General features: G+C 35.1%; 14 protein-coding genes. 8 read left to right on the top strand and 6 right to left on the bottom strand.

The annotated features are described in order from the left end of the window. Nucleotides 1–2: 2 nt before the first annotated feature. Nucleotides 3–2522, bottom strand: coding sequence for a type I DNA topoisomerase (gene topA / locus WFZ86_RS01755; RefSeq protein WP_342690333.1), 2520 nt, complete (start codon nucleotides 2520–2522; stop codon nucleotides 3–5). Between the two features lie 316 nt (nucleotides 2523–2838). Here topA and miaB point away from each other — a divergent pair, with 316 nt between their 5' ends. The 8 genes from miaB (at nucleotide 2839) to WFZ86_RS01715 (ending at nucleotide 12262) form a co-directional block, all read left to right on the top strand. Then, on the top strand, nucleotides 2839–4284 hold the full coding sequence (gene miaB, locus WFZ86_RS01750) for a tRNA (N6-isopentenyl adenosine(37)-C2)-methylthiotransferase MiaB (RefSeq protein WP_342690332.1): 1446 nt from the start codon (nucleotides 2839–2841) through the stop codon (nucleotides 4282–4284). Between the two features lie 87 nt (nucleotides 4285–4371). Continuing rightward, nucleotides 4372–5625, top strand: coding sequence for a sigma 54-interacting transcriptional regulator (locus WFZ86_RS01745; protein ID WP_342690331.1), 1254 nt, complete (start codon nucleotides 4372–4374; stop codon nucleotides 5623–5625). 82 nt (nucleotides 5626–5707) lie between these two features. Then, a complete protein-coding gene (locus WFZ86_RS01740; protein WP_342690330.1) occupies nucleotides 5708–6211 on the top strand; it encodes an LptE family protein in 504 nt (167 codons plus the stop codon). A gap of 27 nt (nucleotides 6212–6238) precedes the next feature. Then, nucleotides 6239–7090 (top strand): tetratricopeptide repeat protein, encoded by an 852-nt coding sequence (locus tag WFZ86_RS01735; RefSeq protein ID WP_342690329.1) that lies wholly within the window; start codon nucleotides 6239–6241, stop codon nucleotides 7088–7090. A gap of 3 nt (nucleotides 7091–7093) precedes the next feature. Continuing rightward, nucleotides 7094–7432 (top strand): preprotein translocase subunit SecG, encoded by a 339-nt coding sequence (secG, locus tag WFZ86_RS01730; protein WP_342690328.1) that lies wholly within the window; start codon nucleotides 7094–7096, stop codon nucleotides 7430–7432. A gap of 141 nt (nucleotides 7433–7573) precedes the next feature. Continuing rightward, on the top strand, nucleotides 7574–7849 hold the full coding sequence (locus tag WFZ86_RS01725) for a co-chaperone GroES (RefSeq protein WP_024982279.1): 276 nt from the start codon (nucleotides 7574–7576) through the stop codon (nucleotides 7847–7849). Nucleotides 7850–7920: 71 nt separating this feature from the next. Further along, nucleotides 7921–9552 carry a chaperonin GroEL gene (gene groL / locus WFZ86_RS01720; protein WP_064716469.1) on the top strand — a complete coding sequence of 544 codons (1632 nt, stop codon included), beginning with the start codon at nucleotides 7921–7923 and terminating at the stop codon, nucleotides 9550–9552. Nucleotides 9553–9844: 292 nt separating this feature from the next. Continuing rightward, a complete protein-coding gene (locus WFZ86_RS01715) occupies nucleotides 9845–12262 on the top strand; it encodes a hypothetical protein (RefSeq protein ID WP_342690327.1) in 2418 nt (805 codons plus the stop codon). Nucleotides 12263–12430: 168 nt separating this feature from the next. On the opposite strand, the gene WFZ86_RS01710 is transcribed toward WFZ86_RS01715, so the two are convergent. From WFZ86_RS01710 to WFZ86_RS01690, 5 genes are all read right to left on the bottom strand, one after another. Continuing rightward, nucleotides 12431–13102 (bottom strand): DedA family protein, encoded by a 672-nt coding sequence (locus WFZ86_RS01710; protein WP_342690326.1) that lies wholly within the window; start codon nucleotides 13100–13102, stop codon nucleotides 12431–12433. A gap of 137 nt (nucleotides 13103–13239) precedes the next feature. Further along, on the bottom strand, nucleotides 13240–13584 hold the full coding sequence (locus WFZ86_RS01705; RefSeq protein WP_342690325.1) for a heavy-metal-associated domain-containing protein: 345 nt from the start codon (nucleotides 13582–13584) through the stop codon (nucleotides 13240–13242). Between the two features lie 20 nt (nucleotides 13585–13604). Then, nucleotides 13605–15614 (bottom strand): TonB-dependent receptor plug domain-containing protein, encoded by a 2010-nt coding sequence (locus WFZ86_RS01700; protein WP_342690324.1) that lies wholly within the window; start codon nucleotides 15612–15614, stop codon nucleotides 13605–13607. Between the two features lie 266 nt (nucleotides 15615–15880). Next, a complete protein-coding gene (locus WFZ86_RS01695) occupies nucleotides 15881–16288 on the bottom strand; it encodes an HYC_CC_PP family protein (RefSeq protein WP_342690323.1) in 408 nt (135 codons plus the stop codon). A gap of 51 nt (nucleotides 16289–16339) precedes the next feature. Further along, a complete protein-coding gene (locus tag WFZ86_RS01690) occupies nucleotides 16340–17695 on the bottom strand; it encodes an MBL fold metallo-hydrolase RNA specificity domain-containing protein (RefSeq protein ID WP_342690322.1) in 1356 nt (451 codons plus the stop codon). Nucleotides 17696–17721: the final 26 nt, after the last annotated feature.

Below are 17721 nucleotides of genomic sequence, written 5' to 3'. Positions count from 1 at the left end.
GTTTACTTTTTTTTAGCTACTGCTTTTTTTGCAGGTGTAGATTTCTTTGCTGCTGCCTTTTTTGCAGGAGCTTTTTTCGCAGGTGTTTTCTTTGCAATCATTTCCTGTACTTCAGCTAAAGTCAGTTTAGACGCATCAACATCTTTACTTAATTCGATTTTTATCTTACCTTTAGTAATAACCGAACGTCCCCAGCGTGCTTTTTCAACCAAAATTCCTTCAGCTTCCCAATTATGAATAACCTTGTCAATATTCTTTTGTAATTTATCCTCAATTAAAAACTCAATATCAGCTTGAGACAAATTATCAAAATCAAATTTCTTAGAAACATTGATAAAAATACCATTCCATTTAATAAAAGGACCAAATCTTCCAGTTCCTTTTTGAACACTTTCTCCTTTGTAGACAGCAATTGGAGCATCAGCCAATGCCTTTTCATCAATCAACTCTTGAGCGCGTACCAACGAAACGTCCAATGGATCTTCACCTCTTGGTAAAGAAATAAAAACTGCTCCGTGACGCACATAAGGTCCAAAACGCCCGTTACTTACCTCAACCTCTTCTCCTTTATATGTACCTAAATTTTTTGGCAATAAAAATAAATTCAGTGCTTCTTCTAAAGTAATGTTTCCGATATTTTGTTCGTTTCGCAAACTAGCAAACTTTTTGTCTTCATCCTCAGCATCTCCTATTTGAGCCATTGGCCCAAACTTACCCAAACGAACTGAAACTGGTTTCCCTGAAACCGGATCTGTTCCTAAAATACGTTCTCCACTTTCTCTATCAGCATTTGCCTCAACATCTTTTACATTTGGATGGAATTTATCGTAGAACTCTTGCATCATTTTAGCCCATTCGATGTTACCTTCAGCAATCTCATCGAAGTCTTGTTCCACTTTTGCAGTAAAATTATAATCCAAAATAGATCCAAAATTTTTCACCAAGAAATCGGTAACTATAGTCCCAATATCTGTTGGCACTAATTTTCCTTTATCAGAACCTGTATTTTCTTTTAAGACTTTTTCAGCTATTTTTCCAGCTTTAAGCGTAAGCTGTGTATAATTACGTTCTTGCCCTTCTAGAGTTCCTTTTTCTACATAATTTCTATTAATAATAGTAGAAATTGTTGGCGCATAGGTAGACGGACGACCAATACCAAGCTCTTCTAATTTCTTTACTAAAGAAGCCTCTGTATATCTTGCAGCAGGTCGAGAATAACGTTCCGTTGCAGTAATGAATGAGTTGACCAATGGCTCATTTACCTTTAAAGCGGGTAACATACCTTCTTGTTCTTCCTCATCATCATCATGCCCTTCCAAATATACTTTTAGAAAACCTTCAAAAAGCAACACTTCACCTGAGGCCACAAAAACCTCACTGTGATTATTCGCTTCAATTTTAACATTAGTACGTTCTAATTCTGCATCACTCATTTGAGAAGCCAAAGTTCTTTTCCAAATCAAATCATACAAACGCGCTTGGTCTCTATCTACATTTACGGTATGCAAAGACATATCCGTTGGACGAATCGCCTCATGTGCTTCTTGTGCTCCTTTGCTTTTATTAGCGAAAGTTCGTGGCTTAGAAAATTCCTTTCCGTATGATTTTATAATTTCGGCTTGTGCCGCTTCCATTGCTTCTTTAGATAGATTCACACTATCCGTTCTCATATAAGTAATCAATCCCGCCTCATACAATCGTTGCGCTAACTGCATTGTAATTCCAACTGGTAAATACAATTTACGAGCCGCTTCTTGTTGTAAAGTTGAAGTGGTAAAAGGTGCGGTAGGTGATTTTTTAGTCGGTTTCGTTTCTAAATCTGAGACCTTATATAAAGAGTTGGTATTTTTATTTAAAAAATCTTGCGCTTCTTGTTTCGTGGCAAAATTTTTAGGCAACTTAGCTTTTACTGTTTTACCTGCTTCGTTTGTGAACTCGGCAACAACGGAATAACTAGCTACAGGTGCGAAATTTTGAATTTCTCTTTCACGTTCAACAATCAAGCGAACTGAAACAGATTGCACACGTCCCGCAGAAAGACCTCCTTTGATTTTTCTCCAAAGTACAGGAGACAACTCATATCCTACTAATCGATCCAAAACACGACGAGCCTGCTGAGCATTCACTAAATTATAATCAATCTCACGAGGATTATCAATGGCTTTTAATATTGCATTCTTAGTGATTTCATGAAAAACGATACGTTTGGTTTTTTTAGCATCTAATTTCAATTCTTCCGCCAAGTGCCAAGAGATGGCTTCTCCCTCGCGGTCCTCATCGCTTGCTAACCAAACCATTTCTGCATTCTTAGAAAGTGTTCTTAGTTTACTCACCAAAGCCTTTTTATCCGAAGAAACTTCATACTTGGGTTTAAATCCATTTTCAACATCTACCCCTATTTCTTTTGAAGGCAAGTCGGCAATATGACCATAACTTGACTCTACCTGAAACTCACTTCCTAGAAATTTTTCGATTGTTTTGGCCTTTGCAGGTGACTCCACTATAACTAAATTCTTTGCCATATCCCGTTTGTTTGTATCGGCAAAAGTATATGATTTTTTTAAATTTAAAGATTATTACACTTTAAAAGTACATTTTATAATTGAATTGTATGTTCTTCAAACTATCAAAAGTCCCCTTTTAGGGCTTTCAAAAAACAAAAAAACTCTTTTTTCACCTTAACCAAAGAAATAAAAAACACTGTCAGTCAGCCCCTTCTTACCCTAATTATATCTTCCTCCATAACATTAAGAAAACTCTAAAAACAATGTTAATTCTTAATCTGACATCTTGTCATCTTTACCAAATTTCGCTTATATTTGCGCTTTTAAAATTCCCATGGAAAAGATTATTGAAGAAAGCAAACAAGGTGAAAGTCTTGTTTTAGAAAATAAGCCCGAAAACACAAAAAAGCTTTTTATAGAAAGTTACGGATGTGCTATGAATTTTTCTGACAGTGAGGTTGTCGCATCGATATTATCTACTAATGGATACAACACCACTCAAAAACTAGAAGAAGCTGATTTAGTTTTAGTAAATACTTGTTCAATTAGAGACAAAGCCGAACAAACAATTAGAAAGCGATTAGAAAAATACAACGCTGTAAAACGGATTAATCCAAGAATGAAAGTTGGCGTTTTAGGATGTATGGCTGAACGTTTAAAAAGTCAATTTTTAGAAGAAGAAAAAATTGTAGATCTAGTTGTTGGTCCTGATGCTTACAAAGACTTACCAAATTTATTAAACGAAGTAGAAGAAGGTCGTGACGCCATTAATGTTATTCTTTCTAAAGAAGAAACCTATGGTGACATAGCTCCCGTTCGATTAATGAGTAATGGGGTTACTGCTTTAGTTTCTATAACACGTGGTTGCGACAATATGTGTACGTTTTGTGTTGTCCCATTTACCCGAGGTCGAGAAAGAAGTCGAGAACCTCAAAGTATAATGAATGAGATTCAAGAATTACAAAACAACGGATATAAAGAAGTTACTCTTTTAGGTCAAAACGTAGACAGTTATTTATGGTACGGTGGCGGATTGAAAAAAGATTTTGTCAATGCTTCTGAAATGCAAAAAGCTACAGCTGTCGATTTTGACCAACTACTCGAAATGGTTGCTGTAGGGTTTCCAAAAATGAGAATTCGTTTTTCGACTTCCAATCCGCAAGACATGCATGAAAGCATTTTGCACGTAATAGCAAAGTACCCAAATATTTGTAAACATATTCATTTACCAGTTCAATCTGGAAGTAACCGAATTCTAAAAGAAATGAATCGTTTGCACACTCGAGAAGAATACATGGCACTTATCGACAAAATCAATGCAATTATTCCAAATTGTGCGATTTCTCAAGATATGATTGCTGGATTCCCTACCGAAACCGAGCAGGACCATCAAGATACATTGAAACTGATGGACTATGTTAAATATAGTTTTGGGTACATGTACAGCTACTCTGAACGACCAGGAACTTTAGCAGGAAGAAAAATGGAAGATGACGTTCCGGAAGAAACAAAAGCAAGAAGATTACAAGAAATTGTAGATTTACAGCAAACGCATGCTAGATATAGAACAGAACAATACATCGGTAAAACTGTAGAAGTCTTAGTTGAAAAGGTGTCTAAAAAATCGCCAAACGAATTCTCTGGAAGAAATTCACAAAGCATCACTGTTGTTTTTCCTAAAGAAAACTATAAAATTGGTGATTTTGTTAATGTACTAGTAGAACGAACAACTGGTGCGACACTTATCGGCAAAGCAATTGGGCTAAGCGAGATGAATTAAGAAAAAGTTTAATAGTTTAAAATGGTTTAAAAGCGTTCACCAAACAACTTCAAACCATTAAACACTTAAACCTTTAAACAAAACAATATGGAAACAGTTCAAGCAATAAAACAACGATTTGAAATTATTGGGAATGATCCCAAACTCAATCGCGCCATTGAAAAAGCCATCCAAGTGGCTCCAACAGACATTTCGGTGCTGGTTTCTGGCGAAAGTGGTGTAGGAAAAGAAAACATTCCAAGAATCATCCATTCTCTTTCTCATAGAAAACACGGCAAATACATTGCTGTAAACTGTGGTGCAATCCCTGAAGGAACTATTGACAGTGAACTTTTTGGTCACGAAAAAGGCGCTTTTACTGGAGCAACTAATACTAGAGAGGGCTATTTTGAAGTTGCCGATGGCGGAACCATTTTTCTAGATGAAGTAGGAGAACTACCGTTAACTACTCAGGTACGTTTATTACGTATCCTTGAAAATGGTGAATTTTTAAAAGTAGGTTCGTCTCAAGTACAAAAAACGAACGTTCGAATTGTAGCAGCAACCAATGTTAATCTTTTTGATGCCATTGAAAAAGGAAAATTCAGAGAAGATTTATACTATCGTTTAAGTACAGTAGATATTACTTTGCCACCTCTTCGTGATCGTAAAGATGATATTCATTTATTGTTTAGAAAATTTGCTGCTGATTTTGCTCATAAATATAAAATGCCTCCATTAAAGCTAGATGATAACGCCATTCATGTATTGCAAAAATTTCGATGGAATGGAAATATCAGACAGCTAAGAAACGTTGCAGAGCAAATTTCTGTTTTAGAAACCAATCGCGATATAAATGCGGCTACTTTACAATCGTATCTCCCAATGGAGAGTAGTAACTTGCCTTCTGTAATCAAAGACAAGAAAAACGATAGTGATTTTAATACCGAAAGAGAAATTTTATACAAAGTTCTTTTTGATATGAAAAGCGACTTGCATGATTTAAAAAAGCTAACGTTGGAATTAATGCAAAACGGAAGTTCAAAAGTACAAGAAACCAACCAGAATTTGATTCAAAAAATTTATGGGTCAAAATCAGATAGCGAAATTGAATTCGAAGAAGAACCAAGAACAGCCGTAATTACGACTCAAAATATTGATAACAATTATCAAGAACCTGAGGAAAACTATCTTTTTGCCGAAACTATTGAAGAAGAAGAAATTCTCAAACTAGAACAAAAAGAAATTGAGTTAATTAAAAAGTCGTTAGAGAAAAACAAAGGAAAACGAAAGGCAGCCGCCGATGAACTAGGCATTTCAGAACGTACTCTGTATAGAAAAATCAAACAATTTGATTTATAAAAATGAATACAATTCCAAATTACTATATTTGAATACAATTGGAATTGAGAACTTAAAATGGTGTTCGTTTCACCACAACTTTATGAGAAAATTATTTTTTTTATTTGCAATCATTTGCCTTTTCACACTGAATAGCTGTGGCGTATACAACTTTACTGGCTCTGGTGAAATTGATGCTAAAACATTTCAAGTGAATTTTTTCCAAAACAATGCCGAATTGATTGAACCAGGAATAGACAGAACTTTCACCTTACAATTACAAGATTTAATTCAAAATCAAACCAATTTGAACTTGGTAAAAAACGGAGGAGATTTAGTATACGAAGGAGAAATTACCGATTACAGAATCAGCCCAATGACTGCAACGGCAGATCAGCGTGCAGCACAAAACCGTTTGAAAATCAGAATTAATGTTCGTTTTACTAATAAAAACAAAGAAACCGATAACTTTGAAAAATCATTTGAGTTTTTCTATGATTATCCTGCCGATCAACAATTAACGGGTTCAACATTAAGCGCTGGTCTAAAAGAAATTTTTGATAGAATTTCGCAAGACATTTTTAATGAATCACTGGCAAAGTGGTAAAACAATTAATCCTATCTTGACTATAAAATGAACGTTACTGATTATACCTTTTTGATAAACAAACCAGACACTATTAATAGTGTCTATACGGATGCACTTGGCAATATTCTAAATGAATTCCCATACTTTCAAAGCGCAAGAGCCTTACGTCTAAAAGGTCTTTTCATCCAAAATAGTTTCAAATACAATTATGCATTAAAGGTTACAGCTGCGCATACCACAGACCGTTCGATACTATTTGATTTCATTACCTCAGAGCATTTTGATACTCTTCAAAATGACTTGTACGACAAAAAAAATCTCGAGCTTATGAATATGGAAGTGGTAGATAGTGAAATCGTACATCCAAAAACTATTTTGGAACAACAACAAAAAGCACTAGAATTATCTATACTCACGTCTATAAAAGAAGCGACTAACAATAACGATACTACTTATGAAAATGAACCGGAATCGATTATTGAACTCGGAAAACCTATTGACTTTACTCCAAATGAAAAGCACTCATTTCAGGAATGGTTACAATTATCGAGAACACAGCCTATCGACCGAAGTATAGAGAACAATTCAAAAACCTTCGAAGATAGTATGGAAGAAGAAAGAAAGAAAAAAGCAGCATTGATTGATAAGTTCATAGAAACCAATCCTAAAATTGCGCCAATCAAACCAGGCTCTGCTCCAGCTCCGCAATTTGAACTTAATTCTTCAGACAATACACACTTAATGACCGAAACTTTAGCAAGAGTTTACTTGGAACAAAAAAAATATCAAAAAGCGATACAAGCCTATGAAATATTAATTTTGAAATATCCAGAAAAAAGTAGTTTCTTTGCAGACCATATATCAGAAATAAGGAATTTACAAAATAACAATAATTAAACAATGAGCACATTTTCAATTTTTTTAGTTTTAATAACTATAGTTTGTTTTTTACTAATCGTAGTAATTATGGTTCAAAACCCTAAAGGTGGCGGATTATCATCATCAATAGGAGGATCACAAATGTTGGGTGGTGTTCAAAAAACGACTGACTTTTTAGACAAAAGTACTTGGACATTAGCTACAATCTTGATTGCTTTAATTTTGCTTTCAAGTTTAAGTTTCACAGGCTCTATGAGTGATTCAGATTCTAAAATTATAGAAAAAACTGAAACTGCTGCTCCTAAAACTGCACCAGCTCAAAATACACCAGCAACACCTGCTGCACCAGCTACAAAATAAGAAAAATATACAGAATATAAAATGCCAGCCTGTCAAAGCTGGCATTTTTTTTAGGAAAAATTGTCAGTTTACAAGGGTTGGCACAATTTCTGAAATTCAAAAAAACAATAAAAAATTAATTCAAAATAAAAAATAAAAACCATGGCATTAAACATTAAACCCCTATCGGATAGAGTTCTTATCGAACCTGTTGCCGCTGAAACAAAAACAGCTTCAGGGATTTTTATTCCTGATACCGCAAAAGAAAAACCTCAAAAAGGAACTGTAATTGCTGTTGGTAATGGAACCAAAGACCACGCAATGACAGTAAAAGTAGGCGATACCGTACTTTACGGTAAATATGCGGGTACAGAATTAAAATTAGAAGGAACCGATTATTTGATTATGCGCGAGGATGACATTCTTGCAATAATCTAAAAAATTAAACAGTACGGATAAGTCACTACTTATCCCTTCAATTTATTAATTATTCTAAAAAAATAAAAAAAATGGCAAAAGATATTAAATTTGATATTGAAGCACGTGACGGTTTAAAACGTGGGGTAGACGCATTAGCTAATGCAGTAAAAGTAACACTTGGCCCAAAAGGACGTAATGTTATTATTGGAAAAGCTTTTGGAGGACCAAATGTAACGAAAGACGGTGTAACGGTAGCTAAAGAAATCGAATTGAAAGACCCATTAGAAAATATGGGAGCTCAAATGGTAAAAGAAGTAGCTTCAAAAACCAACGACTTAGCTGGTGATGGAACTACAACTGCAACTGTTTTAGCGCAAGCCATCGTGAAAGAAGGTTTAAAAAACGTTGCCGCTGGAGCCAATCCAATGGATTTAAAAAGAGGAATCGATAAAGCTGTTGAAGCTATCGTTGCCGACTTAGCAAAACAAGCTAAAGTAGTAGGAAGCGATTCTGAAAAAATCAAACAAATTGCTTCTATTTCTGCTAACAATGACGAAGTAATTGGTGAATTAATCGCTACTGCTTTCGCAAAAGTTGGAAAAGAAGGTGTAATTACTGTTGAAGAAGCCAAAGGAACCGAAACCTTTGTAGATGTAGTTGAAGGAATGCAATTCGATAGAGGATATTTATCTCCTTACTTCGTAACGAATCCAGAAAAAATGGAAGCTGAATTAGAGAATCCATTCATCCTTTTATACGATAAAAAAGTTTCTTCATTAAAAGAATTATTGCCTGTTTTAGAACCGGTAGCCCAATCAGGAAAACCTTTATTGATTATTGCAGAAGATGTTGATGGCGAAGCTTTATCAACATTGGTAGTAAACAAATTACGTGGTGCCTTGAAAATTGCTGCTGTAAAAGCACCAGGTTTTGGAGACAGAAGAAAAGCAATGTTAGAAGATATCGCTATCTTAACAGGAGGAACTGTAATCTCTGAAGAAAGAGGCTATACACTAGAAAATACTACCATCGATATGTTAGGAACTGCTAACAGAGTAACTATCGACAAAGACAATACTACTATTGTAAATGGTGCTGGAGATACAGAATTGATCAAAAACCGTGTGAACCAAATCAAAGGTCAAATGGAAACTACGACTTCTGATTATGATAAAGAAAAATTACAAGAGCGTTTGGCTAAACTAGCTGGAGGTGTTGCTGTTCTTTATGTAGGTGCTGCTTCTGAAGTAGAAATGAAAGAGAAAAAAGACAGAGTTGACGATGCTTTACACGCTACTCGTGCCGCTGTAGAAGAAGGTATTGTTGCTGGTGGTGGTGTAGCTTTATTGAGAGCAAAAACTGTTCTAAGCACACTAAAAGCAGACAACGCTGATGAAGCAACTGGTATCCAAATCGTATCTCGTGCGGTAGAAGCTCCTTTGAGAACTATCGTAGAAAACGCTGGATTAGAAGGCTCTGTTGTAGTAGCCAAAGTAGCTGAAGCAACTGGAGATTTTGGTTACAATGCCAAAACTGACGAATATACTGATATGCTAAAAGCAGGTATTATCGATCCTAAAAAAGTAACCCGTGTGGCTTTAGAAAACGCAGCTTCTGTTTCAGGAATGATCTTAACTACAGAATGTGCTTTGATCGATATTAAAGAAGAAAATGCTGGAGGCGGAATGCCAATGGGAGGCGGAATGCCAGGAATGATGTAATAAGCATTAAAATTCCAATACAAAAATTCCAAACTCCAATTTGGAAACCATAAAAAAAATCCGAAGTTTAAAAGCTTCGGATTTTTTGTTTATGTTTAAAAGGAAATAATTCTTGTTAATTTTAAAATAAATATTTATCATTATGAAAGCCCACAAACAATAAGATATATCTAATTTTAAACTAGAAACACAACAAAAAACCAAGCATATAACAGAAGAACCTGTTATAAAAAATAAAAAATTGGCATATACTTTGATAATTGTAAAATCTTCAACCTAAAAGCCAAAATTTATGAAAAATTACTACACAATCATCACACTTATCAGCATTCTGGTTTTTCAAAATGCTCGGTCCCAATCCAATACTTCTTCATCAATTGATAAAGAATATATTAAAAAATCGCTCGAGAATTATTTTAGCTTAGATAGAGAAAACATACACCTACATCTAAACAAAAATGAATTCTTAACCTCAGAAAACATTTGGTTTAAAGGCTATATCGCTAATAGAAAACAAACTAATGCGACCATAAAAACTACAAACATACAGATAGCTTTACTGAATGAAAAAGGAGAAAAAATACAAGATCATCTATTTTACGCCAATAACAATAGCTTTTCAGGAAATATTAATTTGAACAGAAAATATCCTACTGGAAAATACTACCTCCAAGTGTATACCAATTGGATGAATAATTTCACGGAAGACGAATCCTCCACCTACCCTATTATAATCACAAACATTGAAGAAAACACTAAATTAATTACTACTACTAAACCAAATAGTATCAACACTACTATTTTTCCAGAAGGGGGAATGCTAGTTACCGACACGAAAAACTCCATTGGTATAAATGTAAGTAATGGCAATGGAAAAGCAATACCTGATACCGAAGCTTGGTTGGTCAACTCCAAAAAAGAAAAACTAATGCAGCTTTCCTTAAATGACTCCGGAAATGGTCGTTTTGATTTTGTTCCTACAACAGAAGATTTCTTCATTTTAGTAGAAAGTGGAAGCAAAGTAGTTGAGAAACAATTACCTCAAGCCAGTACTACTGGAATAGCACTTACAGTCAACAACTATTTTTATGATAAAAAAACTATTGTTTCAGCCATGACCAATAGTGAAACTATCGAAAAACTTCAAAATCAAATGCTCTATTTAGTCATTCACAAAGACGACAAATCGCACATCCTTGACCTCAAATTATCCAAAAGCAAAATCGAGGATACATTTGAAATCCCTAACAATATACTGTTTAATGGTGTAAACTATTTACGAATTATTGACGGTACTGGAAAACAATATGCAGAAAGAATGGTCTACAATAACATACAGACAATAACGAATACTTTTGAATTTAAGGAGATTACTCAAGATAAAAGCACAACAACCTTAGCAGCAAAAACAACACAAAATAGCTATAACTTAAGTGTGGCGGTTCAACCAGAATATAATAGTCCTGAGGTCCCTTCAAGAAGTATAATCGGCGACTTGTTATTAAACTCATATTTAACAACGCCTATAACATTCGAAACGCAATCCATTTCTAATCAAGCTACGCTCAAGGAGAAACACAACCTTGATTTAGTTTTACTAAATCAAAACAAGCACAAATACGAATGGAAAAACATAATGGCAAACCCTCCTAAAAAAATGTATACCAATGAACATGGATTAACTATAGTTGGGAATATAAATGAGTCATTAAAAAATTACGAAGATTACAAAGTACGCATTTATTCCATTAATAACTTCTTAATGGAATTCGCTGACATCAATAAAAAGGGTCACTTTGAATTCAATAATTTATTTTTACCTGATTCCATTCCGGTGCATTTCACTTTTTATAAAAAAAAGAATCTTGACGAGGTAAATTTTAAATACAACACCAAAATCAAAACAGAAACTAGACCATTCCGCCATAGCTTTACACCAAATCAAAATGACGCTCCGGTTGTAATAATTGCCAACAGCTTACCTCCTTTAATAACAGAAAAAAGAGCGGTAAAATTAAAAGAAGTGCTTGCCAAAAACAGTAGTTTAAAACACCAATATGAATTAGGTGGATTAACTTATAATCAAAACATGCGCAAAGCATACAAAGTAAAACCTTCCGATCTAGGCCGTACGGTTCTTTCTTATTTGAATTCAAATGGCTTTGTTACAAGCAACACAATTCCCGTAATGATTACAGCCAATAGACAAGCAAGAAAACTCTTTGATCCAATGCTAATGCAAATAAACCCATCAGATAGACCCACAGGATCCGTTTTAACCAATAGAACACCGGTATATTTAGATAACCTCCCCTTAATGGACTTAGACAGGCTTTTCAATTTTTTTATGGAAGACCTCGATGAAATTTATACAGACAATAGACCTAATATTATTGAAGGTAGCCTTGGTGTAATCAAACTGTATTCAAAAGTCCCCCAAGATAATAGAAAAAGCATAAACTCAGTTATCATTGCCAATGGATACAGCCACTCAAGAGCATTTACTCCCGAAGATACTTTAGTCATTAATGATGTCAACCATAAAAATCTTAATTACATCTACTGGCAAGATTATATAGAAAGCAGCGCTAATGGAATAGTAAATTTTGACATTCCGAATACAGCATCCAAAAAAGTAAAACTTATTATTGAGGGAATAAGTAATGATGGGCAGTTAATCTCAACATCTCAGATTGTAAACTTGAATTAAACATATTGGGTCAGCTCTAAATTGCATTAATGCGACTTATAGCAATAGAAAGAATACGAAAGTCAAAAAACGTTGATATATTACTAAAAAAATCCGAAGTTTCAAAGCTTCGGATTTTTTGTTTGTATAAATCAGCCAAGGACTAATCACTATTTACTATGGACTAAATTATTCAGGTCTCTTTTTCAACATTTTCATAAAAACTGGAAAAGTAGAAACCAAAATAATCCCAATTACAATATATTCAATGTGTTTTTTCAAGTCGATATCATATTCAAGAAAAATCCCATACAGATAATGACCCGCAAAAATTAAAAGAAACGCCCACATAAACGAACTTAAAATATTAAAGAACATAAATTTCTTTTTATCCATTGAAACAATACCTGCCACTATAGGAGCAAACGTCCTAAAAATAGGCAAGAATCTAGCATAGATAATCGCTTTTCCGCCATACTTTTCAAAGAAATCTTTCGATTGCAACAAATACTTTTTCTTAAACCAAAATGTATCTTCTTTTTTGAATAAATAATACCCGCTTTTCGCACCAAACCAATAGCCAACTGTATTCCCTAATACTCCAGCTATAGCAACCATTATTGACAAAAAAGTTACGTTGATAAAATCACTTTCAACCACGAAAAGATTTTCAACTAAACTACGACTATAAATTCCTGAAAGAAAAAGTAAACTATCCCCTGGAAGAAAAAAACCTGCAAAAAGTCCTGTCTCGGCAAATACGATAAACAAAACCACATACAACCCAATTTGAACGCCACCAATACTTAATGTGATATAAAACTCAGGATTTAATAATTGGGTCCATTCAAAATTATTCATACTCGGGCTTAAATTTGGGTTTATAAGGTGTGAAATTAGGGATTTTTTAACAAAGGCGCAAAATAAACCCTTATTTTAAACTTTTATTAACGGTTTAAAAAAACACCCAAAACAACAGTCTTGGGTGTTCTAAAAAATTATTCTTTTCTCTCATACAAACAACATGCATGTAACTTGTCGTAATCTTCTTTTGTTGCTTTAACCTCATCGGTATCATGCCCCACTTTTGCAATTGCTTTTTTAACATCTAGAAGAGAACACTTTTCTTCATTGAGAATTAAAGATAATTGATGCGAAGGAATATCCCAAGTAGCTGACTTCACCCCTTCTACCGAAAGAGCTGCTTTTTGAATACGTTTTTGACACAACCCGCAATTACCATTTACCTCGGTTACATATTTTGCGTTTTTATTTTTTTTGGCTTGTGCTTGAGCAACAAAACCTACTAAAGCAACTAATACAACTAAAACTATTTTTTTCATAATTTCTATTTATTTAAAGTTTATTTTATTTTAAAACGTAGGCCTGCATAATACATTTGACCAAAAATTGGCGCATATACAATTGAGGCATCAAAAGCAGACCCAAAAGGAGTTTCTGCTCCAAGTATAGCTTTACTTTGCTTATAATTACCAATATTTTCTCCTCCCACATACACTTCGAAATTAGAAGAAAACACATGCGTAACTTGAGCATTAATCAAGTTATAAGACGGAGAAAAATCAGGTAAACGATCTTGAGCAGGATTCGAGGTAGTTACAGGCAATTGCTGTTTGCCTAACCAATTATAAGTCGCATCAAAACGCCATTGGCTTCCAGATTCACTTCGTCCTGTTTCATATTCTAAATTACCAAAAAAACGATGTTTTGCCTGCAAGGGTCTTTGGTAAACACCTGACAAGTATTGCGTTTGAATGTCATAATACTTATATGCAGAACGCAAACTAAAACGATTCGCTAGTTCATAATTGAATTCGATTTGCAAACTCGTCGCATAGGATTTCCCTTTTAGATTGTAAAACAAAACCTGCTGTGGCGATTGCATAACATCAACTACCGTTTGATTTTGAAAATCGGTTCTGTAAAGATCAAATCCGGCATCACCATTGCGACCAAACAATTGAAATTTTTGATTAAAACTTAAACCATAATTCCAAGCAATTTCTGGATTTAAGCCATAGATTTTTCCATCGGTATCCAAAATAGAAAGCGTTCTAGAGCTAGCAAACAACGATTGATTTTCGGCAAAAATATTCGCCGCGCGTTTTCCTCTTCCTGCCGAAAAACGAATCACCGATTTCTCCCAAGGATTGTAACGAAGATGCAAACGTGGCGTTACAAAAGTCCCCAATCGATTGTGATTATCGACTCTTCCACCTAAAACCAAACTAAAATTATCGTCGTTATCATACGTATATTCAAAAAAAGCACCAACCGAATTATCTACTCTTCCATAATCTGTCAACCCCACAAACTCATTGTAATTGTCGTACGCAAAGTTGATTCCAGTTGCAAACTTATGCTTTGTATTGTTAATGATGGAGTTGAAAATCAAATTCGAATAAAAACTACTTTGCTTAATATCGTACACATTCAAACCATAATACGAATTTTGATCGTGTAATGTAAAAGCATTTTGAAAACCTATACTTTGAAACGGCATATCTTTGAAGACATACCCCACTTTCGTTGCCAAATCCAATCGTTGCGTATTGATTTCAGAACCCCAACGATTAGTAGTACCTCGGTCTGTATCGGGATCAAAACCAACCTCACCAGCTTGTTTTTTATCATTCATATACCTGAAATTGATAAAACTTACTAGTCCGTTTTCGGCATCATAATACTGGTAGCGATTCATAACATTGATTTGCTTGGCCAACGGATTATCCATAAAACCATCGTTGTTCTGGTCCATTTTAGACACACGAGTGTTACCGTGTACAAACAAACTACTACTCCACTTTTGAGACAATTGCGTATTAAAATGCGTGTTCAACTCAAATCGAGAATCAGTAGAACCGTAGGCATTCAAAAAGAAAGGAATATCGTTGATAGGCTTGATTAATTCGGTGTTTATTTGTCCCGAAATGCTCTCATACCCATTCACTACACTTCCCGCGCCTTTGGTAATTTGAATACTTTCGACCCAAGTTCCCGGAGTAAACGACAGTCCATACGCTTGGGATGCCCCACGAACGGAGGGTACATTTTCTTCCGTAATCATTAGGTACGGACTCGTCAAGCCTAACATTTTGATTTGTTTCGTGCCCGTCAAAGCATCCGAAAAATTCACATCGATAGATGGATTAGTCTCGAAACTTTCGGCCAAATTACAACAAGCCGCTTTAAGCAACTCTTTGCTGGTTACCAAGGTAGTGTTGGCGGTAACCGTGAAGGACTTTTGCAATCCTTTTCGCTTTTTGGTCACCTTTACTTCGTCTAGATTTTCTTGTGAAAAAACTGGAAAAGCGAGTAAAATGGCGGCCAAAAGCACTATTTTTTTCTGCATTGTTTACTCTGATTTATGCAGTCGTTTCAGCTTATTTTGGGCGTAACCCCATTTAGTTAAGGGGAAAAAGAAAAAATAGCACGCAGATTCAATAGATTTTAACTGATTTTTCTGCGTAAATCTGCGAAATCTGCGTGAAAACAAAAAGAGTAATTCCTTAACTTAATGACATTGGCTGCTATCCCTTACGCAAACCTGCACATAAGGAAAAAAGTGCTCAAACGACAACTGTTTATAAAATTTTCAAGAAATTAAATAAACAAAAATCAGGCGTAAAAAATGTATTGATGGTATAATTGGTAGAGCGGAGGCGCATTGATAGCAACATAAAAATCGTTGACTATCGCTTTTTGAAAATGAGGTGTTGTAGCAAAAACTGGAACTTGCTGAACAGGCACTAAGAAAGGAGCCGAAATGTCAAACAGTACAATCTTCACAGTCGCATTATCCGACTTTTTTTCAAAATGCACCACTTTATCTTTACAGCAAGAATCCTTTTCAACAACTGCCGTTTTCTCACAACAACCATCTGGCTCTGTCAAAGATAAAAGTTCAGAATGCAAACTTATCGCAGCAATAGAGTCGCCACAATAATGCACATTAAAAGCCATCCCTATATTGGAAACCAATAACAGGAGTGCCAAAAATAAACTAGTGCTCTTCTTTACATTCATACTGCGAAATTAGTCATTGGATTCTTGTAACAATTAAAATATTTGTTAAAATTACAAATCAAACGTTTGTCCCATCATTGGAACCACACAATCATAGCCATATAGCTCTTGTATCTTAATGCGCAATTCATCAGCCGCTTGATTCTCGCCGTGCACCAAAAACACTTTCTTAGGTTTTTTTTCTAAAGCCGATAACCAATGCAATAAGTCCTTTTGATCGCCGTGGGCAGACAAGCCTTCTATCTCCACAACATTAGCTTTGACTTCATAATATTTCCCACGAATCTTAATATCCTGAGCGCCTTCTAATAATTTTCTTCCACGAGTTCCTTCGGCTTGATACCCAATAATAATTACTGTTGTTTCTGGCAAACCAATATAGCGCTCTAAATAACTTAAAACCCTTCCTCCTGTTATCATTCCACTCGCAGCAATAACGACTTTTGGCTGTTTATTGTAAATCATTTCAATGGTTTCTTTATAATCTGAAACCATAGTAAACATTTTACACATTCCAACATACTGTTCTTGTGTTAATTTGTGCCATTTTCTATTGTTTTCAAAAAGGTCCAGCATACTAATTCCCATAGGCGTATCAATGACATAAGGAACCGAAGGAATTCGCCCTTCTTGTTTTAGTTGCCATAACAAAAACATCACACTCTGAGCTCTTTCGACTGCAAAACTGGGCAAAATTACCGTTCCGCCTTTGGTAATAGTGTTGTTGATATACATTTCCAACTCAAGTTTGGGGTCGGTGTCGGGGTGCAATCTGTTTCCATACGTACTTTCCAAAAACAAATAATCCCCTCGTGTTGGTATGGTTGGTGGAAATAGCAATACATCATTATCTCGCCCAATATCACCCGAGAAAACCAAATACTGATTTTCTAAATGCAATTCGATACTACAGGCCCCAAGAATATGCCCAGCATTACTAAAAACCGCTTCAATTTCGGCATCCAAAGCGATAGGCGTTTTGGTTTGAATCACTCTAAAATGAGAAAACACTTGTTCTGCTTGAGCCACAGTATAAAGCGGTTCAGCGATTTGATGTTTCGAATACTGGCCTTCATTCGCTTTGTTTGCTTCTTCCTCTTGAATTTTGGCGCTATCTAGTAAAATTAATTTGGCAATAGCTGCAGTGGGGCTCGTGCAATAAATTTTTCCCTTAAAACCTTGATCGACCAACCTTGGCAACCAGCCACAATGATCTAAATGCCCGTGAGTCAGCAAAACAAAATCAATGGTAGAGGGCAAAATAGGTAAAGGCTCCCAATTCAATTCTCGCAAGGGCTTGATACCTTGAAACTGTCCACAATCAATCAAAATCCGAATTCCGTTACTTTCTATAAGGGTTTTAGAACCTGTAACGGTTCCTGCCCCTCCAATGCATGTAATTTTCATTAGGAATATTTTTTAAATTAACAACA

The organism is Flavobacterium polysaccharolyticum (genome assembly GCF_038739875.1).
Classification (GTDB): Bacteria; Bacteroidota; Bacteroidia; order Flavobacteriales; family Flavobacteriaceae; genus Flavobacterium; species Flavobacterium polysaccharolyticum.
Note: the sequence above shows the minus strand (reverse complement) of the source record. Positions and strands in the feature narration are given on the sequence as shown.